Genomic DNA, 24,759 nt, shown 5'->3' with positions numbered 1-24,759 from the left:
TTTAAGCTAAGCCTAAAGGCATACTAAGCAAGCACTTTTTGTAGCCAAGCAGAAATATCGTTTAGCTCTTGCATACAGACATTGTGTTGCATGGTATACGTTTGCCAAGTGGCATTAAAATCATTATCGGTTAACGTCTTATATGCCGCATTACCCATAAAAATAGGCACAACTTCATCTTGATCGCCATGGGCCATCATAATGGGTATGTCACGATTCGTATCAGTTGCCTCTTGAGCCAATAAGTTTGGTTCACACATATAAGTAGATAAAGCTAACACACCCGCGAGTTTGTACTTAAAACGAGGCGCCAAATGAAGCGCAATTACGCCGCCCTGAGAGAAACCTGCTAACACAATGCGGTTGGTGGGAATGCCTTTATCTACTTGTTCTTGAATAAGGGCCTCTACTTGACTCGCCGACTCAAGTACACCGTCTAAGTCAGCGCGGCTATTAAAATCAAGTGATTTGATGTCGTACCACGCACGCATGCGCATGCCACCGTTTATAGTCACAGGGCGCTCAGGCGCGTGAGGGAAGATAAATTTTACCGACATACTATCTGGTAATTTTAATTCGGGCACGATGGGCGCAAAGCCATGACCAGAATCACCTAAGCCATGCAGCCAAATTACACATGCAGATGGTGTGGTATTGGGAGTTTGTTCAACGTACGGCAGAAGTTCTTGAGCCATGTTAGTGTGTTCCTACTTATTTATTTTTTCCCAAAACAGCGTGAGGGTAAGCACGCAATGAATTCATTATTTTATGTGTAGAGTGTAAGCGCAAACATATCCAAAGCAGTTTGCTTTTATTGTTGCTGCTACCTACCACTTCAATATGCTATCATTGCACTACAAAATCACCATATTTTATAAAATATTTAATACTTTCATGGCATCATTACTCGGTAATTTATTTATACTTGCAGCGCCTTCAGGCGCAGGAAAATCCAGCCTTATAAAGGCGTTAATGGAAAAGTACGCGTCTAATAGCAACAATGCGATGGAAGTGTCAGTGTCCCACACTACTCGTAAACCTAGACCGGGTGAGGTTGATGGGCAGCACTACCACTTTGTAAGCCGTGAGCAATTTGAAGCGCTGATTGAGCAAGGCGTTTTTTTCGAGTGGGCTGAGGTGTTCGGTAATTACTACGGCACATCAAGGGTGACCATTGAGCAAACCTTGCACCGTGGTATCGACGTGTTTCTAGATATCGATTGGCAAGGCGCACGCCAGGTGCAAAAGCTCATGCCAGATACCTGTGGTATTTTCATCTTGCCCCCTTCAATCGATGTGCTAGAGCAGCGCTTAACCAATCGCGGCCAAGACAGCGATGAAGTGATTGCCGGTAGAATGAAAGAAGCGGTGGCAGAAATGTCCCACTTTAGTGAGTTCAGCCACGTTATTGTTAACGATGATTTCGCTACTGCGCTTAACGATTTAGAAGCGATTGTGATTTCACAGCGTTTACGAACAATGAAACAACAAATGCGTTATCAGCCTTTATTGGACGAATTGCTCGGATCTGCTTAATATATATATTGTTTTAATTTCAAACAAACCGCTAGGATCGCGCCCTACAAGGGTGTATACTACGCGGCCGTTTTTTGAATTACTTGATCAACCTAATTTTCGGAGAAATACATGGCCCGCGTAACAGTTGAAGATGCCGTAGATAAAATTGGTAACCGCTTTGATTTGGTTTTGGTAGCGGCTCGTCGTGCTCGCCAAATTGCCACCGAAGGTAAAGATCCAATGGTTGATGTGCAAAACGATAAGCCTACTGTAACTGCACTTCGTGAAATCGAAGAAGGTTTGGTAACTGCTAGCACACTAGAACAAGACGATTTGCGTGATCAGGAACAACAAGAACACGCTGAATTTTCTTCAGTAGCAAACATTCTTTCTGATCAATAGTTACACCACAAGGGTAACTATTGTATGTTTAAGCGCCAGTGCTTTGAAAAAAGCACTGGCGCTTTGCTTTTTGGGTATTGGCTAAAGGCTCAATTCTACGTATTCTTAAGGTTGTAACGTTAATCAGGAGTCGCACTAGTCCGTGTATTTGTTTGAAGGCTTAAAACAGAAAGTAATAAAGTACTTGCCTGCTGACCGAGTTCAGCTGGTACAAGAGGCGTTTGTGTTGGCGCAAGAAGCCCACGATGGACAAATGCGCTCAAGTGGCGACCCCTACATTACGCACCCTGTTGCTGTTGCCAGTATTCTTGCCGACATGCATTTAGACCATGAAACCCTCATGGCAGCCTTGCTACACGACGTGATTGAAGACACCCATTACAGCCAAGAAGATCTTGCTGAAGCGTTCGGTGAAACCGTTGCTGAGCTGGTGGAAGGAGTCAGTAAGCTAGATAAAATTGCATTTAGCAGTAAGCAAGAAGCTCAAGCTGAAAACTTTCGTAAAATGATGATGGCCATGGTGCAAGACATCCGGGTTATTCTGATTAAGCTAGCTGACCGTACGCATAATATGCGTACGTTAGGTTCGCTTCGCCCTGATAAGCGCCGCCGTATAGCCCTAGAAACCCTTGAGATTTATGCGCCTATTGCCCATCGCTTAGGTATTCACGATATTAAAAATGAACTAGAAGACTTAGGTTTTCTTGCCATGTACCCCATGCGCCATCGCGCACTAAAATCGGCGGTTCGCCAAGCACGTGGTAACCGTAAAGAAATTATTGAAAATATTCGTGAAGAACTAAGTACCCGCTTAACGGCGTATAAAATTGAGTCGGACGTACTCGGCCGCGAAAAGCACTTGTACTCTATTTACCGTAAAATGCGTAACAAAGAGCTAATGTTCAACGAAGTAATGGACATTTATGCGTTTCGTATTGTGGTCGACTCGGTAGATAATTGTTATCGCTCGCTAGGGGCTATGCACAGTTTGTATAAACCTATCGAGAACCGTTTCAAAGATTACATTGCTATACCTCGTACTAATGGCTATCAGTCATTGCACACCTCGCTTATTGGCCCCCATGGTATTCCGGTAGAAATTCAAATTCGTACCCAAGAAATGGATCAGATGGCAGATAAAGGGGTTGCTGCGCACTGGCTTTATAAAGAGCCTGGCGACAACGGCACTACTGCGCAACTACGAGCGCGTAAGTGGATGCAGTCGTTACTTGAGCTTCAACAGTCTGCCAGCTCATCCTTCGAATTTATTGAATCGGTTAAAACAGATTTATTCCCAGAAGAAATCTACGTGTTTACCCCAGATGGCCGCATTATTGAACTGCCCATGGGTGCCACGGCTGTAGACTTCGCGTATGCAGTGCATTCAGATATAGGTAACACCTGCGTAGGTGTGCGAGTAGAGCGCAGAAACTACAGCTTAAGTAAGCCATTACAAAATGGTCAAACTGTAGAAATCATTACCTCGCCTAAAGCTAAGCCCAATGCTAACTGGCTGAACTTTGTAGTTAGTGCTCGTGCACGCACTCGTATTCGCCAATATTTGCGTAAACAGCACTCTCAAGAAGCGGTGAACATGGGTAACCGCTTACTGCGCCATGCCTTAGGTGAAGTGAAGCTGGACGATATTCCAGAGGCCGATATTGAACGGGTAGTGGCTGAAACTAAGCACGACGACTTTGATTCTCTCCTTATCGATATAGGCTTAGGTAATGAGCTAAGCGCTATTGTTGCCCGTCGATTGTTAGGTGAAAACACAGACTTACCTGAGAAGAAAGGTAACGTAGCTATTCGTGGTACTGAAGGCTTATTGGTGCATTATGCCCGTTGTTGTCACCCTATTCCTGACGATGAAATTGTGGCGGTGTTAAGCCCTGGTCGTGGTATGACGATTCACCAAATTGGTTGCAACAACATTCGCAAGCTTTCAAGAGAAGAGCCTCAACGCGTATTACCTATGCGTTGGGACGAAGAACCTCAAGGTGAATTTAAAGCCTCGCTGCGAATTGAACTGTTTAATCATCAGGGTACCCTTGCTACCCTAACGAACACAATTTCTGGGTGCGATTCCAATATTATTGGACTGCAAACAGAAGAAAAAGAGAGTAATATCTACTTTATCGACATCGAAATTACCACGCAAAATCGCGTACATTTGGCTCGAGTGATGAAAAAAATCCGCACCATGCCAGAGGTTCAGAAAGTGTCACGTCATAGTCAGTCCAGACACTAACTTTTTAAAAAATTTTTAGGATCCATTATGTCTAAGTCTATTATTCAGACCGATAAGGCACCTGCCGCTATTGGTACTTACAGTCAAGCAGTTAAGGCTGGCACTACGGTCTATCTTTCAGGCCAAATTCCTTTGGTTGCAGAAACCATGGAAATGGTGTCAGAAGACTTCGCTGAACAAGCGGTACAGGTTTTTGAAAACTTAAAAGCCGTGTGTGATGCCGCTGGTGGCACCACCAACGACTTGGTAAAAGTGAACATCTTTCTTATCGATTTAGGTCACTTTGCTACGGTTAATGAAATTATGAGCCGTTACTTCAACAAGCCATACCCGGCTCGTGCTGCAGTACAAGTTTCTGCATTGCCTAAAGGCGCACAAATTGAAATCGACGGCGTGATGGAATTGCCGGAGTAAGCAATGTCGCCCGAGCGCTACCTTCGCATTCGTAGTGCGTTGGCAAAAAGGCAAACCGACCTTACGGTTTGCCTTGAAAATGTACACAAACCCCATAATGTATCGGCGGTAGTTCGTACCTGTGATGCCATTGGTATTCACCGTGTTCACACCGTGTGGGAAGAGAAATATCAGTTTCGTGGCGACACCGCCATGGGCAGCCAGCAATGGGTTCGCCAAACTAATCACGACAGTTTAGGTAATGCTATAGGTGCGCTAAAGCAGCAGGGTATGCAGGTATTAGTCACTCACTTATCTGATACTGCGGTGGGCTTTCGTGAAGTTGATTACACCAAACCTACCGCGATTATTTTTGGGCAGGAACGTTACGGTGCTACCGATGAAGCCATTGCCATGGCCGATCAGGATATCATCATCCCTATGGCAGGCATGGTGCAGTCGTTGAATGTGTCTGTAGCGGCAGCACTTGTGCTTTATGAAGCGCAGCGCCAACGTGAACTGGCAGGCATGTATGATGTTGAGCATTTACCGGAAGAAGAATGTCAAAAACTCTTGTTTGAAAGGGGTTACCCAAGGCTGTGCGCCTTAAGTAAAACGAAGGGGGTTCCATACCCTGCGATTGATGATATTGGCCGCATTGATGCACCAGCAAGTTGGTGGAAGCAAATGCAGCTAACGCCTGAAGCGTTACACGCCCTATCTGACAATGACGAGACACTGTCTACGCGCGCCTAGCCTGCTCATACTTATAGTACCTGTCATACTGGTCTTAAACCATACTCGCCAAGCTTCTCGCAATCTATTACACTTCGTTTCTAATAAATGATTGCTTTCATTACCCTAATGAAATCATACGCTTGTTTTAAGGAATGTCGGTCAAATGCAAACTCTTGCCACCACGCCCATCACCGCCCTAAAAGGGGTAGGCGCTAAAGTGGCCGAAAAGCTGGCTAAAATTGGCTTATTTACCTTACAAGACGTGCTGTTTCACCTGCCGCTACGTTATGAAGACAGAACTCGGATTTACAGTGTGGCCGAGTGCCGCCCGTTTACCCATGTTAGTGTACAGGGCGAAGTAAAAAGCGCCGACATTCAATACGGCAAAAAACGCATGTTAGTGGTGAAGCTAAGCGATGGTACAGGCACTATTACTTTACGCTTTTTTCACTTTGGGGCAGTACAACGCACGATGATGACGCCGGGCAATGTTATTCGTTGCTTTGGTGAAGTTCGCACCGGTAAGTGGGGCATTGAAATGATGCACCCTGAATTCAAACTCATTGATGAAGACGCGCCGCTTGAAGCAGAATCTCTAACACCTGTTTACCCCACCACCGAAGGGGTAAAGCAACTTACCTTGCGAAATTTAACCGACCAAGCCCTTAAAATGTTAGATAAAGGCGCACTGGCCGACTTACTGCCTGAAGGCATGTACAGCGACCAGATAAGCCTAAACGAAGCATTACATGCAGTGCATCGGCCAGCCCCCGATACCGATGTGCACGAAATGGAAGAAGGGCTTCATCCTGCTCAGTACCGGTTAATTCTAGAAGAGCTTTTGTCACACCATTTAAGTGTACTCAAAGTACGTAAGCTTTCAGATGCACAGCCCGGTATTAGCATAAAGGTAGACAAACCTCTTATCGAAAAGATGTTGGCGCAGCTGCCATTTTCACCCACAGGGGCACAACAGCGGGTTGTGGCTGATATTCAGCAAGACATGCAACACCCCAGGCCTATGATGCGCTTAGTACAAGGCGACGTGGGCTCAGGGAAAACCTTAGTAGCAGCTCTAGCTGCGCTATCCGCTATTGGCGCAGGTCATCAAGTAGCATTAATGGCGCCTACCGAATTGCTTGCCGAACAACATGCGAACAACTTTCGCGAATGGTTTGCACCGCTGGGCATAGAAATCGGGTGGTTAGCCGGTAAGCTTAAAGGCAAAGCCCGCACCGAAGTATTGTCGCGGCTTGAAAGTGGCGACGTGCAAATGTTGGTAGGCACCCATGCTATATTTCAAGAAAGCGTGACATACCAACAACTCGCCTTGGTGATTGTGGATGAACAACACCGATTTGGTGTGCATCAGCGCCTTGCGCTTCGCGATAAAGGTGAACAACAAGGGCGATACCCTCACCAGTTAATTATGACAGCAACCCCTATACCTAGAACGCTGGCCATGACCGCCTATGCCGACCTAGACACATCTATTATTGATGAACTACCCCCAGGGCGAACCCCAGTAACCACGGTGGTGTTACCTGACTCACGTCGAGCCGATGTGATTGAGCGAGTTCGCACGGCGTGCAAAGCAAATGGCAGGCAAGCCTACTGGGTTTGTACCCTTATTGATGAGTCGGAAGTATTGGAATGCCAAGCGGCTGAAGATGCTGCGGTTATTCTTCGCACCGCATTACCTGAACTTAACGTAGGTTTAGTGCATGGACGCTTGAAGCCTGCTGAAAAACTACAAGTCATGGCCGATTTTAAAGCTGGTGAGCTCGATTTGTTAGTCGCCACCACGGTAATTGAAGTAGGGGTAGATGTTCCTAACGCTAGTATTATGATTATTGAGAACCCTGAACGGTTAGGTTTAGCCCAATTGCATCAGCTTCGAGGCCGAGTAGGGCGTGGCGCAGTAGAAAGCCAATGTGTACTCATGTACCAAAGCCCCTTGTCTAAAACGGCAACTCAGCGATTAAGCGTACTGCGTGAGTCTAATGATGGGTTTTATATTGCGCAGCGAGACTTGGAAATTCGTGGCCCAGGGGAGTTTATGGGTACTCGTCAAACCGGCATGGCAGAGCTTAAAATTGCTGATTTAGTGAGAGACGCCGCGCTTATTCCCAAAGTACAAGAAATTGCGTATACCTTATGGGAACAATATCCTTCCCACGCACAAGCGATTATCAACCGCTGGATAGGGCATAAGGAGCAATATGGCCATGCTTAGTACTCTGCCTCTAGTGATTGCTAGCACCGAAATAGATGCGAATTTTGAAAGCGACAAAGCCCTCGCCCTGACTATCAGTGGAAACTGGGGTTTTCCTATTGATGAAAAACCTGTTGAAGGTTTTTACTTGCAGGTTAACGACAATGTACTTGGGCTTGCAGATGCAAACGAAAAGAAAACCCTGCCTGTTGTGGTAGATTTTGCTTCTCCTGCCAGTTTATATCGCAAAGCCCATGGCGGTGGCAGAAAAGAACCTATCGTGAAAGCCATAGGGTTTAAAGGCAATACGCTTAAAAGTACTGATTTTAAAAATACTGATCTTAAAAGTACAGAGCCATGGCATGTAGTAGACGCTACGCCGGGTTTAGGAAGAGATGCTTTTGTGTTGATAAGCGTAGGCTGCAAGGTCACTATGATTGAGCGTTCGCCAATTGTAGCGGCGTTGCTTGAAGATGGTATTCGACGTTTAAAAACTGCCTACCCCGAGCTTGCAGATCGATTCGCCCTACAACATGGAAATAGTGCCAATGTAATGCAATACTGGAATGGTGAGAACGTAGATGCGATTTACTTAGACCCTATGTTTCCGCACAAAAAGAAATCAGCCTTGGTGAAGAAGGAAATGCGATTGTTTCAACAATTGCTTGGACACGACCCCGACGCCGACGCCTTACTCGCGCCCGCGTTGGCATTAGCGTCGTCTAGAGTAGTGGTGAAACGGCCTAACAGCGCAGCAGTGTTAGCCGGAAACAATCCATCAATGGCAATAGAAAGTAAAAAACATAGATTCGATGTGTATTTACGTCAAAAATCCTAGGAGAGCAGCATGATAGAAGTAGGTAGCACCTTGCCAGAGGTGGATTTCAGCCTTTTAGTAAATGGTGAGATGACAAATCCCGGCACTGCCGAGCTTTTTAACGACAAGCGTGTAGTAGTGTTTGCAGTGCCTGGCGCGTTTACGCCAACCTGCTCTCAAGCACATTTACCTGGCTATGTCGCATTGGCAGACAAAATCAAAGCAAAAGGCGTAGACACGGTTATTTGCTTATCGGTAAACGATGCATTTGTAATGGATGCATGGGGTAAGATGAACAACGCTGAAGAGATTATGATGCTGGCAGATGGCAACGGTCACTTCACTAAGCAAATTGGCTTAGACATGAATACCAGTGACTTTGGTGGTCTGCGTTCTATGCGTTACGCCATGTTAGTTGAAGACTGCGTTGTGAAAAAAATCAGTGTAGAAGATCCAGGCCGCTTTGAAGTCAGTGACGCTGAAAGCATGTTAAAAAGCTTGTAACAGTAAGTGTAGCACTTAGCACTAAACCTATTGAAAGGCTTGAGCATAATGTGAAGTGATGCTCAGGCCTTTTTTGATCTTATTAATATTTACCCGCCCATCTCAATTGAACCTAGCCTAATAGCTTAAATTAGTGATCATTATAAAAAGTATCAATAGGTTTTTACGATTGCTTGGCATCAATAAAGTTGATCGCATTGAGTCGTTAAAATGTAATATAACTATGCTGTAAACAGCCAGCAAATGGCGGTTATACGATGAATTGCTTAACGCTACTTTCACTGAAAACACCGTGGTTACTGACTTTAAAGCCAATTTGGTAATGCGAAAGTATGACATAATCATACGTCGAGTTACCTTTACTTAATTAATGATAATAAGTATCATTTGCATAATTAAAAGCGTACTAGGAAAAATGATGACAACAACACTTAAGAAGCTAAGTGCCTCGGTATTAGTATTAGCAGTGACCTTTTCATTCGGCACAAGCAGCGCCTTTGCAAATGGTGTGATCAGCGAACATGTAAACAACCTTCAGGCTCATATTGGTGAGTACACGGAAGAAGTACACTGGTTAGAAGAAAAATTCGGCAGTGTTGTAGATGCTTACGAAAAAGACAGCAAGAACGTAGACACAGACGCACTCATTGAATATTGGGAAGAAGTCGATTTTCATTCTGCTATCGAAACCCAGTACGTGCCTGTTTACGCATCTATCTGGCAAGGTATCTATGGCATTAAAATGGGTATCGAAAACGGTAAATCAGTAGAAGATGTTCGCGCAGAGCAAACCAAACTTAATCAAGCCTTGTGGCAAGCGTTAGGCGCAGTTAAACTTGCGTCACAGTATCAAAAGCAGGGTTTGGTTGCCAAAGTACAAACCACTGAAGTTGAACCAACTACAGCGCCTGAAGTTATCGACGATATTAAAAAGCGTTTAGATCGCGTGGTGGCTAAGTCGGCAGAGCAACTAACTGAAGTTGCCACTACATTGGTTCACGATACTTACTTACAGCGTTTTGAAGGGGTAGAAGGGGCGTTAATTGAATTAGACGCTGACCTAGTTGAAGACTTAGAGAAAGACTTCAACGTAACCCTTCCACAAGCAATTACTGGCGGTAAAGGTGTAGAAGCGGTGCGTGGCGTAGTGGAAACTATGCAAACGAAATTAGATCGCGCTCGTTCCTTGTTAGTAGAAGCAGAAAAAAGTCGTAAAGACGTTTTCTAAGGAATAGTTTTTTCAAATGCAACGTAGAACATTTTTACAAGGTTTAGCCGCCGCAGGTGCGTTAGGTAGTTTACCTATCAGCAGTTTGAGCTTTGCCAACACTATCGCAAGTGTGTCGGTAGAATCACTGCCTAAGTTGGAAGGTGATCTCACCCTTTATTTGGGGCGTGGTGAAGGTGGTTTGTATGAAAATGTGCTCGATGCCATTAAAAAACGAAATCCAAAGCTTAACTTAAAAATTAGGCGCGGCGCTTCAGCCGCGTTAGCTAACACCCTTGCTGCGGAAGCAAAAGCTGGGGTGAAACGCGCCGATTTATTTTGGGCAGTAGATACCGGTAGCATCGGCATGGTAACCGACTCAGGTTTAGCTAAGCCGTTACCTACCGACTTAACCACCCAATTGAAAGACGGTTTCCAGTATCCTAGTTGGACACCGGTTACCGGCCGTATTCGTACGTTGCCGTATAACACAGAACGTGTAACACCTGACCAAATTCCCGATAGCGTAATGGCCTTAGCCGATAGTGATTTAGCACTAGGCTGGGCACCTGCGTATGCATCGTTCCAGTCATTTGTTACCGCTATGCGCATTTTAGAAGGCGAAAAGGCTACGGTCGATTGGCTTAAAGGCGTTAATAGCAAAGCGAAAAAATACGCAGGCGAACTTGGCGTAGTGATGGGCGTTGAACGAGGCGAAGTGGATATGGGCTTTGCAAACCATTACTACACACTGCGTTTAAAGGCCGGTAAGCCAAACGCGAATGTTGCTCTTGCCTATACGCAAAACGATGCAGGCTGCTTAGTGAATGCCTCTGGTATTGTGGCGTTAAGCGAGGGTGATTTACCTGTGAACTTCATTCGCTATTTACTTAGCCGTGAAGTGCAAGGTTATTTGGCAAGCGAAGCGTATGAAATTCCGCTGGTACAGGGGGTAACACCACCGCAAGGTTTACCTGCATTATCTGAAATATCACCGCCGGATATGGATCTTCGAAAACTAGCAGATTTACGCCCTACGCTTAACCTTATGCGAAAAGTCGGGGTGCTGTGAGCAACTGGCCAAAGTCGTACCCGCTGGCTCTAATTATCGCGTTAATGGCATTGTTGCCAGTAGGCGTTTTATTTTCGTTAGCATCAGATAGCGCAGAAATCTTCGACACCCACAATTTGCGCGTACTCGGGAATACCGTATCTCTTATGGTGTTAACCATTATTGGCTCGGTGCTAATAGGCGTGCCGTTAGCGCTGTTTACTGCCTATGTTCAAATGCCCTTCAAGCGGTTTTGGTTAATTTTATTAGCCGCGCCCTTAGCTTTACCCAGTTATATTGGCGCCTTTGCCATGTACTTTTCATTTGGTCGTGGCGGCGAAATAGAAAACGTATTAGGTATTTCCACTCCCAGTATTGATGGCCTATGGGGTTCAGCGCTGGTTATGTCGTTGTACACCTATCCTTTTGTGATGATGACCACACGGGCATCGTTACTAAGCCTTGATGCCAGCCTAATAAACGCGGCTCGCACCCTTGGCGTATCTTTATACACCAGCTTATGGCGTGTGGTATTGCCCCGCGTCGCGACCAGTATTGCTGCCGGTGCCTTATTAGCTGCACTTTACGCTCTGTCTGATTTCGGTACGCCTGCCATCATGGGGTTAGACACGTTCACTCGGGTTATATTTGTTGAATACAATGCCTTTGGCTTAAGCCAAGCTGCCATGCTGAGCTTGCAGCTAATGGTGATTGTAGGATTAATCTTATTTATAGAAAGTCGAATTAGCGGCGCTAAAGAACGCCCCGGTAGGCATTTAAGTCTATGGCCAGCACGTTGGCAGTGTAACCTTATGTTACTAGCTGCAATGCCTATATTATTGCTGGCAATTGTATTGCCTCTAGCGGTATTTACCCTGTGGTTAATACGGGAAGGGACCGGTGGGTTTGAATTCAGCTATGCATGGAATTCGGCTTATGCTTCATTCTTGGCGGCGATTGTGGCGGTTATTCTAGCCATACCCGTTGCCCAAGCGGCTATTGCAGGCAAAGCCGGCCGTTTAATGGAACGCATTACTTATTTTGGTTTCGGCGTACCCGGTATCGTAATGGGTACCGCGTTGGTTTATGTCGGACTTCAGTTGCCCTACCTATATCAAACTTTGGGTTTGTTGGTAATGGCGTATGTACTGCGGTTTATCCCCCTTGCTGTGGGCAGTGTGCGTAGTACCGCAGAAAATTTAGATACTGGATTAGTGAAAGCGGCGCGAGTATTAGGTGCAAGCCCTCGTGAAGCATTTATGCGTATTACCTTGCCACTTACCCTAAGAGGCATGATAGCCGGTGCCGCGCTGGTGTTTTTAGAAGCCATGCGAGAACTACCTGCCACTCTAATGTTAGGGCCCACAGGGTTTGAAACTCTAGCCACCTACATGTGGCGAGTATACGAAGCAGGTTATTTTGGCCGCGCAGCTGTTCCAGGTTTATTGCTGGTATTGCTATCAGGCTTTGGATTAATATTAATGCTTTCTGGCGAACGCCGCGCCCAGTTTACCGTTTCCGAGGATGAACGTAGTTAATGCTTAAAGTTAGTGAGTTGTCAGTTGATTATGGTGCTACCCGTGTAGTGAATAAGCTAAACCTAGCATTAGGTTCAGACGAAATTCTTATGCTGGTGGGTCCAACAGGCTGCGGTAAAACCACTATTTTACAGGCATTAGCTGGACTTATTCCTATTTCAGAAGGGCAAATGACCTTAGGGAATTGGACCGCCACACCTAAGAAAACTGTTCCCCCTGAAAAACGTAATGTGGGTATGGTGTTTCAAGATTTCGCCCTGTTTCCCCATTTAACCGTTCAGCAAAATGTCTGCTTTCGATTAAAAGACACTAAACTTGCCGATCACTGGTTGAAGCTTCTCGGTCTTGAAAATTTTCGTGATGCCAAGCCTGCTCGCTTATCCGGTGGTCAGAAACAACGAGTTGCGCTAGCCCGCACCTTGGCACACGAACCCGCTTTCGTGTTGCTAGATGAACCGCTTTCAAACCTAGATGCCGCCTTAAAAGACAGCCTTCGTTGGGAAATACGTGATGCCCTTAAAACCGCCGGTGTACCTGCTATTTGGGTAACTCATGACCAAGAAGAAGCGTTAAGTGTAGGTGATAGAGTCGGTATTTTAAACAAAGGTGTACTAGAGCAACTTGCTACCCCAGAAGCTTGTTATTCAGAGCCTGCTAGCCGATTTGTGGCCCGCTTTATGGGTGAAGCTAGCTTCGTTCCCGGTACTTTCACGAACGATACTGTCACCACTGACATTGGCACAGTGCCCGGTACCTCAGTAGATGGTGCTACCGGCAAAGTGGATTTGTTGGTGCGCCCCGATGATTTAAGTTTAAGTGCGCAGCATGAATCACCCAATGGCACCGTAGATTGGGTGCGTTACGAAGGGGAAAGTCGCCTTTATGCGGTAACCCTAGACAGCGGTAGTCAATTAAAGGTACGCGTCAGCCACGAAAACGCTATCAAACCTGGTGCTAGAGCACACATGGCGCTAATTACTACGCACCCATTAGCGGTGTTTGCGCAAGCATAAGTCTTCGCACTTAAAGATTAAAAACCCCTAACTACCAATACCCTATGCCAGTGGTTTAAAATTAAACTGCTGGCACACATTGTAGCCCCCCAGCAATTACGTATAATTCAGCTCTTTTTTGCCCTAATGCCTTACTTTTTTCGTGTTTGGCTAAGCAAAAGTTTAAGTCAGGTATAGCAATTAAAGGTGAGTAGTGTGAAACAGCGTGATGTAATCGTAATTGGTGCTGGTGCAGCTGGGCTGTTTTGTGCAGCGCAAGCCGGTGCCCGTGGGCGCAGTGTAGAAGTGCTCGATCACGCCAAAAAGGTGGGCCGCAAGATACTTATGTCAGGAGGCGGACGCTGCAACTTCACCAATATGTACGCTGGGCCTGAAAACTTCTTATCGCAAAACCCGCACTTTTGTAAGTCGGCCCTAAGCCGATACACCCAATGGGACTTTATTGGATTGGTTGCCGAGCACGGCATTGCATACCACGAGAAAACCCTAGGCCAGTTATTTTGCGACGACAGCGCGAAAGATATTGTCGAGCTTCTGCTAAAAGAGTGCGACAAAGCGGGTGTAACCATTACCCCTCGCTGTGAAATACTAAGCGTTGAGAAAACCGAAACAGGTTACACGCTCAATACCTCTATGGGTGAATACCAGTGTGAGTCACTCGTTATTGCCACCGGCGGCTTGAGCATGCCGAAGCTAGGCGCAACACCGTTTGGCTACAAAGTGGCAGAGCAGTTTGGCTTAAATGTGCTGCCCACCCGAGCGGCACTAGTACCTTTTACTCTGCAAGATAAAGACAAAGACGTACTAGTAGAACTAAGTGGCATTGCCATAGATGTAAATGCAGAATGTAACGACACCTCATTCCGTGAAGCCATGCTATTTACCCACCGCGGCTTAAGTGGCCCAGCCATGCTACAAATATCAAGCTACTGGGAAGCTGGCGATGCGCTAAGCATAAATACGCTGCCTACCGAAGATGCGCAGGCGCTTATCAACACCGCTCGCACCGACACCCCAGATGCCTTACTGGCAACCTGTTTAAACAAGGTGTTCCCTAAACGCATGGTACAAAGCTTTATTGAATACCATCAATGGCGCAACGTGCCGGTGAAGCAACTAAGCCACAGTGAATGCGAGGCTATTGCCAATACGCTAGAAAACTGGCAAATAAAACCCAACGGCACCGAGGGTTACAGAACCGCTGAAGTTACCATAGGTGGTGTAAACACCGACGAGTTATCGTCTAAAACCATGATGGCTAAGAATGTAGAAGGTTTGTATTTTATAGGCGAAGTGGTAGACGTAACCGGCTGGCTAGGCGGCTTTAATTTCCAGTGGGCCTGGAGCAGCGGCTGGGCAGCAGGGCAGGTAGTGTAGTTATGAAGGGCATAAATAAACTTTGCCAAGTTAAAATAAAGTTTGCCAAATTTATTTATTAAGTTTTCCAAGTATTAATTTTTAGGTAATCAAAACTCAATAAAAGTCATAGTTTTTCAAATGTACCCGAGCGTTTTCTTATCTCTAGCCTTTCTGGAGTATTGATGAATGGCACCCATTAATAATGATGAGTCTGTACATAGTTTGATTATTCGACGGATGCTTCTCCATGGTGTTTTACATAAGCCTAAAGATCTTCAAGGTGTGATTAGCCCTAGTGGCGTAGTTTATGGTCTTCCGACTTTGAATAAAAAACAAACGGAGTGTATACGAGATATCGATACCACCCAGTTTGCAAGTATTATTGATAACAATGCACCTTACCTCGGTGCAGATTTAAAAGTCAGGACTCAAATCGCTAAGCATGTTTTAGAAAATAATGCTGATAGGTCATATCGTGATCCAGCAAGTAGAACACAACTTCGCTACTGCGTTGAATGTGCAGAGTTACAATTGCGAAGCTTAGGATATTCTTATTTTAAAATAGATTGGCTCCATTCAGCCAGATGTTCTGTTCACAAAGCTGCGCTTGCACCATGTATCACAGTTATGGCATCGCTGTTGTGGCCATCGAGCGAATATCTTAGACAATTTGATAGCATCGCTCACAGGATTCTGCGACAAATGTCAAAGTGACAATTGGAACTTCTCAACAGACGTATTTATTGACGACCGAAATAGAGCCCAGTACTTCTTTTTAAGAGATGACAAACCCGTTTTTTCAGAAGAAAAACACAAACTGCTGCTTGAAAAAACAGCAGAGTTTATTCGGCAGCATAGGTTAAAGCTGGCAAGACGTCGATTATCCCAAATATGATGGAATTACTATTCAATAAAGTTGATACTAAAGATCATGTGAAAGTTGCTAGTTTGCCCAAATTTTGAAAGCTCAAACGCATCATTATCCAAAAATGGCAAATGGCAGGAATTTAATGGTAAACATGATGAAATGCCATTAATACCGATGGCTTGATTTAGATTATTGATTTCCTAATTAATTTACCAGCCAAGGTTAGACCAACAACACGTGAGAATGAGATGGCCAGACGCTTTAAAAGTATTGAAGATTACGAACGTCACCTAAGGCGCAAATGGGAAATAGGTAAAAAGAAGCTTATAAACCATGGTTTACCGTCAGAGACGTAAAGAATAAAACGGCATTTCGAAAAGAATTGATTGGCTTGATCGTTGCGCGCCCTCATCATTTATTATCCTCACTCGAGTTATCACTGTTTCTCACTATAGATTTTCGTAATGATGTCGTGAAAACCCAAAGCCACAATATATTGTGGGCGACAGACTTACAGCGACATGGCCTTGCGGGTCATCTCGAGCCGTTTTTGGTTGATGCGGTGAAACATGTTCCGCTGGGCCAGTCTTCCAAACAGGAACTATGTGAAACGTTTGAGCAGCATTTTAAGTTAGATACGATTGATGCCTTGAATGTTTTACGCCTGTTAATTGGGAAAAAATATATTTACGTTGAACTGGCTGAGCAACATTTAGATGTTTCACGCACTGTCACGGTGATTGAAAATCGGTACTTCAAAGAGGAGCTTCGTCGTGTCATTGGAGGTTAATTCCCTATGGCATATCTCTGAGTCAGTCTGGGGGCGAAGAGGGGGAATTTAGACTGCTGTCTATTTTTGCAGAGATTGAAACACTTGTCTTTTTTAACACCAAAAAGACAACCTCAGTGCTTCGCCCACGAGCTGTTCAAATCAATGTTTTCAAAAATGCAGTTCGCAATAAGCATGTTCGTCCAGCGGCAGACATATTGAGCGGTCATTTACTTGTGGACGAATCGCTTTTAACGGAGGCTGTCAAAACAAAGCGAGAAAAAAACTGGGCAATTATCTCATCCATCGCAAACCGAAAGGATTTAGCGCTATCAATGGCAACGCAATATCACCAACCTGATATCGTATGCTTAGCAAAAAAGACATGCGTCGACGCTAAAAAAATATATCGATTGTTAAATAGATTTTGGCGCCTGGGACAGGTTCGTGATGCAATGCTTCCAGACTATTATTTTTGTGGAGGAAGAGGAAAACAACGTAAAAATGTGACGAAAAGTTTAGGTAGAAAGTCTGTAAGCCGGACTGGTGCATTTCCAGTTCGCGAATCGTACATTGTTACAGAAAAAGACAAGGTCAATATACGAAAATTTCTAAAACTTACTTACCTCAAGTCAAGAGGCGTATCGATGGAGCAGGCGTATCAGGATTTCTTGAAAACGTATTTTCCTGCTGCAATTATTGACGCAGACTTTACTCAGACAAGGCCTGATATTCCATCTTCACAACAGTTTCGTTCTTGGGCGAAAAAGCTTTTTTCTCAACATGACATGATCGCCTTTACGAAACACCAAACAGATTATCTGCAAAACTATCGCAGTAATGAAAGCAGTATCGTATCAGACAATCTTGTACCCGGAGCTTGTTTTGAAATTGATGCTACGGTTATTGATGTCCATATCGTTTCAAAGTGGAATAGAAACAAAGTGCTTGGGCGACCCACACTATATTTTATCGTTGATCGTGCAAGTGGAATGATAGTCGGGTTGAGCGTGTCCCTATTTTACGCGTCATGGGATGCAGCACGTCTAGCGTTGTTCAATGCATTTTCGTCAAAAGTCCCGTACTGTCATTCTTTGGGGATTGATATCACAGAAAGAGAGTGGCCGTGTAAGCATTTACCTGGTCGACTGATTGCCGATAATGGAGAAATGCTGGGTTTACGCGCTGAGGAATCTGTTGTACCTATGGTGCCATTGGAGTGGGCAGGTTTGTCGCGTCCTGATTTTAAGCCTTTTGTTGAAGGTCGGTTTAATACACTTAACCGAAGCGAACTTCATGCTTTGGCTGGCTCAGTAAGAGATAAGGGAAAGATCATCAAGAGTGCTCCCGATCCAAGAAGTCGCGCAATATATACCCTTGAGGATCTTACGAAGATAATCGTAAGAGATGTGTTAGATAAAAACAGCATGACGCGAGATCGATTGTCATTTCAAAGTAAGCTTCTGGTAGAGACTGATACACCACCAACTCCGTTAGAATTCTGGCATATTCATGTTGCAAATTACATGAGTGCATTAAAAAAGGTGTCTGAGCAGGAAGTTGAGGCTCGCCTTTTGAGACCTGTTAGTGTGAGTGTGACGGCGAATGGTATTTTTTGGCAAGAGATGTATTACTCTCACGATAAGGTACGAAAACTCAACCTGTCTGCGATTGCCAAAACCAACGGGCGAATTCAGTTAGAGGGCAGAGTGAACGATGAGTGTTTTGACTATATTTATGTGAAGCTTCCAAATGAGACTACGTTCACGCGCTGCGGACTGTTAAAACGTAGTCAGGAAATGAAAGGTTTAGGGCTGGCTGATGTTTACTACATTCAAGACTGGGCTGATGATCAACATGCTAAACGCACTTTACCCATATCATCTATTGAGTCTTTGTCAGTCAAAAACGCCATTACCCGTCAGGCCAAACGTGAAGCGAAAGCTGCACCGAAACCCAAAACGAAGAAAGCTCGAACTGACAATAGACGCAAAAATCGTGTCGAAGAAATGGCGCGTAGCCTTGAACGAAACAGTGCAAATGCGACCGATAAATCAACATGTTCTGAACCTCATTCTGAGCCTAAAAAACGTCAGTACTCGAATAACGTTCTGACGCTTCCAAGTCGTGGAGACAACAAATGAGTTTACTCGGGCGAGTTGTAGATGCTGAATATAAAACCCTTGTTTTGCCAGAGTATACTGGCAACCCTTTGATTGAAGCTTTACCTGAAAAACAGTCGCAAGCTGCTGTGCTTAATTCGCTCGCGGTGTATCCAGATTTGCCAGACGAATTCCGCTACACAGGTGATGCTTTAGACAGGGAAGAGTTTCTCATTCGCATAGACATATTCAGGCAGCCTTTGGAAATTTATTTCGAGGCGTTTCGAGACATTGAGCGCGTAATAAAGCAGGGTTACTGCGCGAAGAACCTTTTATCCGCGACGACACAACATTTTCTTCATTACCCTGTCGACAATCGATGCGCAGTAGCGCCCGATACAGGACGTTTTGTGTCAACGGCTCGCGGGATTACACTGATTGGTGAGAGTGGAACAGGCAAAACCACCATGCTTGAACAAATATTGCTCCACTTCCCACAAGTGATTAAACACCGTATCTACAAAGAAGAAACACTGGGTTTTCGCGATCAGATAGTTTGGATAAAAGTAGAATGTCCTGATAAATCCAGTGTAAGAGAGCTGTGTCTAGAGATTTTGCTTGCCCTAGACGAGGCCGCAGGCGTTGATATCACGAAGCCAGAGTCTCGAACAAGTGATTTAATGGTCCAGATAGAGCAGCGTATCAAATCTTGCAATCTGGGTTTGTTGGTCATCGATGAAATGCAAAACATACATTTTGAGCGCACTTCCGGCGAGTCTGGTTTACTCAAATTCATCAAAAAAATCGTCAACAGTTTGGGAGTGCCTATTGTCTTTTGCGCAAATCCCCCTTTTGATATGACACTTATGCGGTTGTCACAGAACGCGCGTAGAGGCGAGAGTGGAGGTGCCTACTACATGGATAGGTTGGCCTATGACAGTCCAAGTTGGACTGCATTCATATCCAATTGTGGCAGTTGCAATGGACCAATGTGCAAACTCCATTAACTGATGCGTTTAGTCGTAAGCTCTATGATTTGACAGTAGGGAACATAGATTTAGCGCGTCGCACGTATACAAGGGCACAACGTCTAGTTATGGGTACTGGTGATGAGTCAATTTGCGAGGCGGTTCTGCAAGATGCCTATGAACGGGAATGTATATTCTCTTCCCGCTCTGCTGATACCTTGAATGCAAGAGAAGAGCTCAATCAAAACAAGATTACGGCGGGTGCAGATCAAGCAGAGACTTCCTCGAAAACAAAACACCGTCAGCCTTTTATTCCCAGTGTCGATAGACCACAGCACCCTGAATTTTATGATCTTTTGCAAAAAGTCTTTAATTCAACGACGCTTCGTGAAGATATTAGCAATCCCGATGAAATCCGTCAGGCAAAAGACGCACGCTGCGCTGTCACCTACCTACGTGAAAAGCAGTTACTGTGTGAAGACCCGCTAGCGGATAGGTTTTTTGACTAGTCAGATGCAAAGAAAGACGAAAAGTCTTATCCGTTATTTTTTTGCCCAAAGCATTTCCTGATGAATTTCTATTCAGTCGTATCGTTCGCCTTCTTGTATTTTCCGGCTTGAAGACGACACAAATTCAAGAAAAGATTTTTGGCAGTAGTCGAGTCTGTGCTCATCCCACTTTAACTCAACATCATCGGAGGCTAAGCTACTATAGCGGCGGTTCCTCCAATTCGCTTTATGGACAAACTTTAGGGCCTTTGTTTCAGATGTGTTTGCCAACATCGTGTCAAAGTATGGAAGAGCGAATGTTAAAAGGTGGGTTAAATAACATCAGTCGTCTCTGGCAAATGCCCAATTCACGGGGGCAACAAAAACACAGAATACAATACTGTGCGCAATGCACTTTCGATGATTTGAAACTTTGGGGTGTACCGTATTGGCGAAGAACGCATCAAATACCCAATGTAGTTGCTTGTCCTGTTCATGGCACAGTCCTTAATTCCAAAACTTTGCCGTCTCGCTACCATCTCTCTGTGGGACTACCACCTATTAGCAATCAATCATCGCATGCAAATCCAGAAGATTTGGACTACGCTAGATTTTGTTCTAATGCAATTGAACGAGCCAAGTATGCAAATAAAGCGGAGTTACTAAACTTTGTTTATACCCAATTGCGTACGCTGGGATACCTAACGGACAAAGATAGAATTAGGCGTAAAGCGCTTTGTCTCTCATTTTTCAACGCTGTGAAGAGCCTTTATCCGACGCAGCCTTACTGGATTCCAAAAAGCGAGTTTGACTATGCCTTTCTTTCCAACGTGCTGTCTCAGGAGCATTTTTGCCATCCCGGACGCATGTGTATATTTTTATACTGGTTATCTTTGTGCGGACACAACGATGGTATAACTATACCTCGAGCTACGCCTCCCCACTCCAATAAAACTGAAAAGGAAGAGCAGTGCTACTTATTACTTTCTAATGGAACTAGCTTGAATGAAACCGCAAAATTAACTTGCAAAAGTCGTACTTATGTAAAATCGATTGCACTCAAATATGGCCTGACGTCTCGTCTTGCGCCGAGACTTATAGATCGAAAAATGCGCAACAGAATTGCTAATATGGCTTCTCGAGGTTGGCATAGAAACGCGATTGCAAAACAGTTTGATGTATCTACAGGAAGTGTAGAAATGTTGATATCGTCAATTCCTGGCCTCGTTGCTCGTCGACGCCAAATTAAATTTGAGTCTATGAGGCGCAAATACCGCGTCACAATTTTACGCTTTTTATCCTTACATCCAGGTACAACAAGAAAAAATATCTTTGCGGAAAATAATGCCGCTGCGTATTGGTTATACAATCACGACCACTCTTGGCTAATGTGTGTATTACCTCCGCCACAGCCAGCGCGTTTATCGCCTTAACATGTGTAATTTGAACTAAACAATAAATTAGTTAAATCTAGGGAAAGGTACATGCCGTTAAGCAGACTTAAATGAGACCCGCGGATAGAAAAAACGTAAGGTCTGCGAGATGTTGTATGTACACTGTCTGACGTGCTTCATTGTGACTCAACTAAGTGTTGAATTCACTACCCCGATATTTGCAAACCGATCGCTTAAAAGCGAATTTTTGTTTGTGGATTTTTTTCATGTCTCTTTTTGATTATTTCTTCACCAATAGCCCCAGTTACCAATAAACAAAATGAAGTATAAACGCCAAAGGTGGGTCAATTTTACTTTACCGCTAAGTGGGTCAAAATTAGATTACCGTTGACAGTAGAGAAGAAAGCGCTCGATATTAGCGACCTAAGAGCGAGTTTTAAATGCTTATATAACGCTTCTACTGGATTGTAGAGAAACAGTGTTAATAGAATCAAGCCGAGAGTGATTTTAACTTTTTGATATAGTTACTAGGCGAGTATCCAGTCCAACGTTTAAACGCTCGACTAAAACTACTCAAATCACCATAACCAAGGTGATAGGCGATGTACTTAATACTGCTATTCGGATCAGGGAGGTAGGATATAGCAATTTCTTTTCTGACTTGGTCAAGTAATTGTTGATGAGTAATCGCTTCTGCTAATAGTTTTCTATGATAAGTCCGCTGGCTCACATTGAGTTGGTTAGCAATATCACGGGATGATGAATTACGCTGGTGAGTGCAAACCTTTATTGCCTGAACCGCTCGATCGATGAACGATTCATTCTTAACTTGGGTTTGATCAATTTCTGTCGCTTGTTTGAGTAATAGCGTATTGATGTATTTGCTGTAGTTCATACGTTCTTCACGCATTACTGTAGACGGAAATACAAGCAAGTTTTCACTCTGGTCAAATTCTACAAAGCAGCCAAATGAAGCTTTATATTTAGACTGACAATATTGCTGTGGAAATTGGAATTGTACATGGCATGGCCTCAGTGGTTTATTACTGTATATCCTGAGCCAGTTCAAAAAAGACAGTGCGATATGCTCAAGACCATAGTGATGGAAGATTTCTTTGGAGTAGCTAAATTTTACATAAAAGTGTCGCTTATCTGAGCGAAGTTCAACGTGAATATAATCAACTAAGATGTGCAGGAACTGAGTAGCTGCCTGTACTGCGTCCAATAGTGTTTTACTAGAGATAAACACCCCTCCAACGATACCTCTGTCGAAGGGGCTATTCTTTGAGCCAACAAGGAGAGCGATGTCAGGGCTGTTGAGTAATGCCTCACCAGCCTGCCACAGAGCTATGTGTTTATCATAATCATCAAATTCAACCTGTTCTATTGTCAGGTCTGCGGTTTTGAGTAAGGCTTCTGGCTCTGCGCCAACCTCAACGATTGCATGATATATCGCTTTTGTGGTTTGCGAAGCGTATTCGTATGTATTTTCCATTGCGCTTGAGGCCTTCGCTTGTTTAGGCTAAAAATTGATAGTACTAAAAGTTAAGGTTGAACTCTTTGTGACCAGCCACCATCAACGGTTAAAATTTGTCCAGTTGTCCATTTGTTCTCAGAATTTGCAAACTCGACTATCCATGGCACGATATCCTCGGTAAAACCGCGTCTACCCAGGGGGACCTGTTGCGCTTCCATGGCTTCAATAGAAGCTGCCATTTCACTATCCAAACCCATCATTCCAGTAAGAGCTCCGGTCTTAACGGGACCGGGAGCCACACCATTCACACGAATTTCGTGTTGCGCAAGCTCAATAGCCCAAGATTGAGTTAAATATTCTAGAGCCGCTTTGGTCGCACCATAATGCGCAATCATTGGACCTGCATTTCTGGATACTGCGGTGCAGATATTAACAACGGTACCTTTGCTTTCTTTGAGTGAAGGCAATGCTGCACTTAATAATAATGAAGGACCAACAATATTGGTGGCGCACATACCTTCAATAAATTGTGCCTCATAGCTTTCAATAGGGCGTAAGCCGCCAGCACCTGCATTATTGATAATAGTATCCACGCGGCCGAAAAGATTGAGTGTATGATTAACGATTGATTGGGCACTGTTTGTATCACCACTGTCGGCGACAAGATAGTGTATGTTTTCGTATGGTGCAGCAACCTCTTCCAGCTTTTCCTTTGACCGGCCTGTGATTAACACGTTGGCATTCATATCCGCCAATGCGAGTGCTGTTGCTCTACCAATACCCGAACTGCCACCGGTGATGATTACTGCTTTTTGGTGCCAGCTTATAGGGTAAGTATTGTTCATTTTAAATTCCTTATATTTGGGTTAGATGTTAAAAAATAGATTAGTGTTGATGCTGATATTTTTGTGGGTCATAGTAGATTTGAAAGATCTCCGAGCAAGGTTCAGCACTTGCTGCTGATACCACTCTCTCCAGTTTTTGCTGTAATTCAGCCCTTATATAGTTTTGCTGCTGGCTTTCTATTAAGGCTGTAAAGTCCGACCACACCTCATAAAGTAAAAAATGGTTGGGATTATTAATAGACTGATGAGCATTGGCGAAAGTATTTTTTTCGCTTTTATTTTTACTTACGATGTAATCGTTAAATAGATGAAACGCTGTCGCGTAATCTTTTGCTTCTACCTGATAACTTTGAATCAATGCATAGGCATTCTGCGCTGCGACATCACTTGGGTGTATGCCTGACGAGCAAAAAATACGGGTAAACTCAGGGCTGATAGGCCCTTTTCGAATTGGGTCTAACCATTTGTAAAACGCATTTCTATAGTTTCTTTTGACTTGCACATCAAAAAATTCATCGTAATCTGTCCACTCTTCATAAAGCAGATGATGATTAGGGAGTACCAATGACTGCGAAGCTGATAGTACTGAACAGGTTTGCTCTTCTATCGCAATGTCGACAATTTTTTTGTAGGCTTCTTTGATGCTACCTTGTTCGCCGTTTTTAGCAAAGCTATGTGCAAAAATACCTAGTGTTTCATTTTTCATAAAATCTATTGGCTCGTACGCTAGCCAATCATTGGGATATGGGATTACTTTCATTTCTACTTCCTCAAGTAATGGTTTAACGAAAATCCTAAACCAATGGCTTTCGTAATGGTGTGTTTGGATAACATAATTAATT

Annotated in this window: 23 protein-coding genes; 19 read left to right on the top strand and 4 right to left on the bottom strand. The window is 44.3% G+C overall.

Features of this window, described 5'->3' with window-relative positions:
* Positions 1 to 23: 23 nt before the first annotated feature.
* A complete protein-coding gene (locus J8L84_RS01830; protein ID WP_211069187.1) occupies positions 24 to 695 on the bottom strand; it encodes an alpha/beta fold hydrolase in 672 nt (223 codons plus the stop codon).
* A 199-nt stretch (positions 696 to 894) separates the two neighbouring features.
* On the opposite strand from J8L84_RS01830, the gene gmk reads away from it, so the two are divergent.
* The 19 genes from gmk to J8L84_RS01735 all read left to right on the top strand — a co-directional run bounded on the left by gmk (position 895) and on the right by J8L84_RS01735 (position 21,634).
* The gene (gene gmk / locus J8L84_RS01825) at positions 895 to 1,536 is read left to right on the top strand and encodes a guanylate kinase (protein ID WP_211069186.1); all 642 of its coding nucleotides are present in this window, start codon (positions 895 to 897) and stop codon (positions 1,534 to 1,536) included.
* A 111-nt stretch (positions 1,537 to 1,647) separates the two neighbouring features.
* On the top strand, positions 1,648 to 1,920 hold the full coding sequence (gene rpoZ, locus J8L84_RS01820) for a DNA-directed RNA polymerase subunit omega (RefSeq protein ID WP_129735716.1): 273 nt from the start codon (positions 1,648 to 1,650) through the stop codon (positions 1,918 to 1,920).
* Positions 1,921 to 2,062: 142 nt separating this feature from the next.
* The gene (gene spoT / locus J8L84_RS01815) at positions 2,063 to 4,171 is read left to right on the top strand and encodes a bifunctional GTP diphosphokinase/guanosine-3',5'-bis pyrophosphate 3'-pyrophosphohydrolase (RefSeq protein WP_211069185.1); all 2,109 of its coding nucleotides are present in this window, start codon (positions 2,063 to 2,065) and stop codon (positions 4,169 to 4,171) included.
* A gap of 27 nt (positions 4,172 to 4,198) precedes the next feature.
* Positions 4,199 to 4,585: a RidA family protein gene (locus J8L84_RS01810; protein ID WP_057794787.1), complete on the top strand. Its 387-nt coding sequence runs from the start codon at positions 4,199 to 4,201 to the stop codon at positions 4,583 to 4,585.
* Positions 4,586 to 4,588: 3 nt separating this feature from the next.
* Positions 4,589 to 5,320 carry a tRNA (guanosine(18)-2'-O)-methyltransferase TrmH gene (gene trmH, locus J8L84_RS01805; protein WP_061996847.1) on the top strand — a complete coding sequence of 244 codons (732 nt, stop codon included), beginning with the start codon at positions 4,589 to 4,591 and terminating at the stop codon, positions 5,318 to 5,320.
* A 145-nt stretch (positions 5,321 to 5,465) separates the two neighbouring features.
* Entirely contained in the window at positions 5,466 to 7,538 is a 2,073-nt protein-coding gene (recG, locus tag J8L84_RS01800; protein ID WP_063458024.1) for an ATP-dependent DNA helicase RecG, read from the top strand.
* Positions 7,531 to 8,355 (top strand): class I SAM-dependent methyltransferase, encoded by an 825-nt coding sequence (locus J8L84_RS01795; protein ID WP_057796461.1) that lies wholly within the window; start codon positions 7,531 to 7,533, stop codon positions 8,353 to 8,355. The genes recG and J8L84_RS01795 overlap by 8 nt, the downstream gene beginning before the upstream one ends.
* Positions 8,356 to 8,364: 9 nt before the next feature.
* On the top strand, positions 8,365 to 8,838 hold the full coding sequence (locus J8L84_RS01790) for a peroxiredoxin (RefSeq protein ID WP_211069184.1): 474 nt from the start codon (positions 8,365 to 8,367) through the stop codon (positions 8,836 to 8,838).
* 418 nt (positions 8,839 to 9,256) lie between these two features.
* Positions 9,257 to 10,066: a hypothetical protein gene (locus J8L84_RS01785; protein WP_061996851.1), complete on the top strand. Its 810-nt coding sequence runs from the start codon at positions 9,257 to 9,259 to the stop codon at positions 10,064 to 10,066.
* Positions 10,067 to 10,082: 16 nt separating this feature from the next.
* Complete coding sequence (locus J8L84_RS01780; protein WP_211069183.1) at positions 10,083 to 11,117, top strand: extracellular solute-binding protein; 1,035 nt, start codon at positions 10,083 to 10,085, stop codon at positions 11,115 to 11,117.
* Entirely contained in the window at positions 11,114 to 12,634 is a 1,521-nt protein-coding gene (locus J8L84_RS01775; RefSeq protein WP_082604994.1) for an iron ABC transporter permease, read from the top strand. The genes J8L84_RS01780 and J8L84_RS01775 overlap by 4 nt, the downstream gene beginning before the upstream one ends.
* Positions 12,634 to 13,647 carry an ABC transporter ATP-binding protein gene (locus J8L84_RS01770; RefSeq protein WP_211069182.1) on the top strand — a complete coding sequence of 338 codons (1,014 nt, stop codon included), beginning with the start codon at positions 12,634 to 12,636 and terminating at the stop codon, positions 13,645 to 13,647. The genes J8L84_RS01775 and J8L84_RS01770 overlap by 1 nt, the downstream gene beginning before the upstream one ends.
* A gap of 195 nt (positions 13,648 to 13,842) precedes the next feature.
* Positions 13,843 to 15,024, top strand: a complete 1,182-nt coding sequence (locus J8L84_RS01765) for an NAD(P)/FAD-dependent oxidoreductase (RefSeq protein WP_211069181.1) — start codon at positions 13,843 to 13,845, stop codon at positions 15,022 to 15,024.
* Between the two features lie 168 nt (positions 15,025 to 15,192).
* Complete coding sequence (locus J8L84_RS01760) at positions 15,193 to 15,720, top strand: hypothetical protein (protein ID WP_211069180.1); 528 nt, start codon at positions 15,193 to 15,195, stop codon at positions 15,718 to 15,720.
* 626 nt (positions 15,721 to 16,346) lie between these two features.
* The gene (locus J8L84_RS01755) at positions 16,347 to 16,664 is read left to right on the top strand and encodes a hypothetical protein (protein WP_211069179.1); all 318 of its coding nucleotides are present in this window, start codon (positions 16,347 to 16,349) and stop codon (positions 16,662 to 16,664) included.
* Positions 16,665 to 16,780: 116 nt separating this feature from the next.
* Positions 16,781 to 18,787: a hypothetical protein gene (locus J8L84_RS01750; protein WP_211069178.1), complete on the top strand. Its 2,007-nt coding sequence runs from the start codon at positions 16,781 to 16,783 to the stop codon at positions 18,785 to 18,787.
* Positions 18,784 to 19,752 carry an ATP-binding protein gene (locus tag J8L84_RS01745; protein ID WP_211069177.1) on the top strand — a complete coding sequence of 323 codons (969 nt, stop codon included), beginning with the start codon at positions 18,784 to 18,786 and terminating at the stop codon, positions 19,750 to 19,752. The genes J8L84_RS01750 and J8L84_RS01745 overlap by 4 nt, the downstream gene beginning before the upstream one ends.
* Positions 19,737 to 20,222, top strand: a complete 486-nt coding sequence (locus J8L84_RS01740) for a hypothetical protein (RefSeq protein WP_211069176.1) — start codon at positions 19,737 to 19,739, stop codon at positions 20,220 to 20,222. The genes J8L84_RS01745 and J8L84_RS01740 overlap by 16 nt, the downstream gene beginning before the upstream one ends.
* Positions 20,223 to 20,263: 41 nt before the next feature.
* Complete coding sequence (locus J8L84_RS01735) at positions 20,264 to 21,634, top strand: TnsD family Tn7-like transposition protein (RefSeq protein ID WP_211069175.1); 1,371 nt, start codon at positions 20,264 to 20,266, stop codon at positions 21,632 to 21,634.
* Positions 21,635 to 22,085: 451 nt separating this feature from the next.
* Here J8L84_RS01735 and J8L84_RS01730 read toward each other — a convergent pair whose 3' ends face one another.
* Genes J8L84_RS01730 through J8L84_RS01720 form a run of 3 tightly spaced genes read right to left on the bottom strand, consistent with a single transcriptional unit; the run spans position 22,086 to position 24,677 of the window.
* On the bottom strand, positions 22,086 to 23,090 hold the full coding sequence (locus tag J8L84_RS01730; protein WP_211069174.1) for an AraC family transcriptional regulator: 1,005 nt from the start codon (positions 23,088 to 23,090) through the stop codon (positions 22,086 to 22,088).
* 50 nt (positions 23,091 to 23,140) lie between these two features.
* On the bottom strand, positions 23,141 to 23,917 hold the full coding sequence (locus tag J8L84_RS01725; RefSeq protein WP_211069173.1) for an SDR family oxidoreductase: 777 nt from the start codon (positions 23,915 to 23,917) through the stop codon (positions 23,141 to 23,143).
* Between the two features lie 40 nt (positions 23,918 to 23,957).
* On the bottom strand, positions 23,958 to 24,677 hold the full coding sequence (locus tag J8L84_RS01720; protein WP_211069172.1) for a hypothetical protein: 720 nt from the start codon (positions 24,675 to 24,677) through the stop codon (positions 23,958 to 23,960).
* Positions 24,678 to 24,759 lie beyond the last annotated feature (82 nt).

Origin of the sequence: Alteromonas sp. MMG017, assembly GCF_018100795.1 — a bacterium.
Classification (GTDB): Bacteria; Pseudomonadota; Gammaproteobacteria; order Enterobacterales; family Alteromonadaceae; genus Alteromonas.
This window is presented reverse-complemented; position numbering and strand designations above follow the sequence as displayed.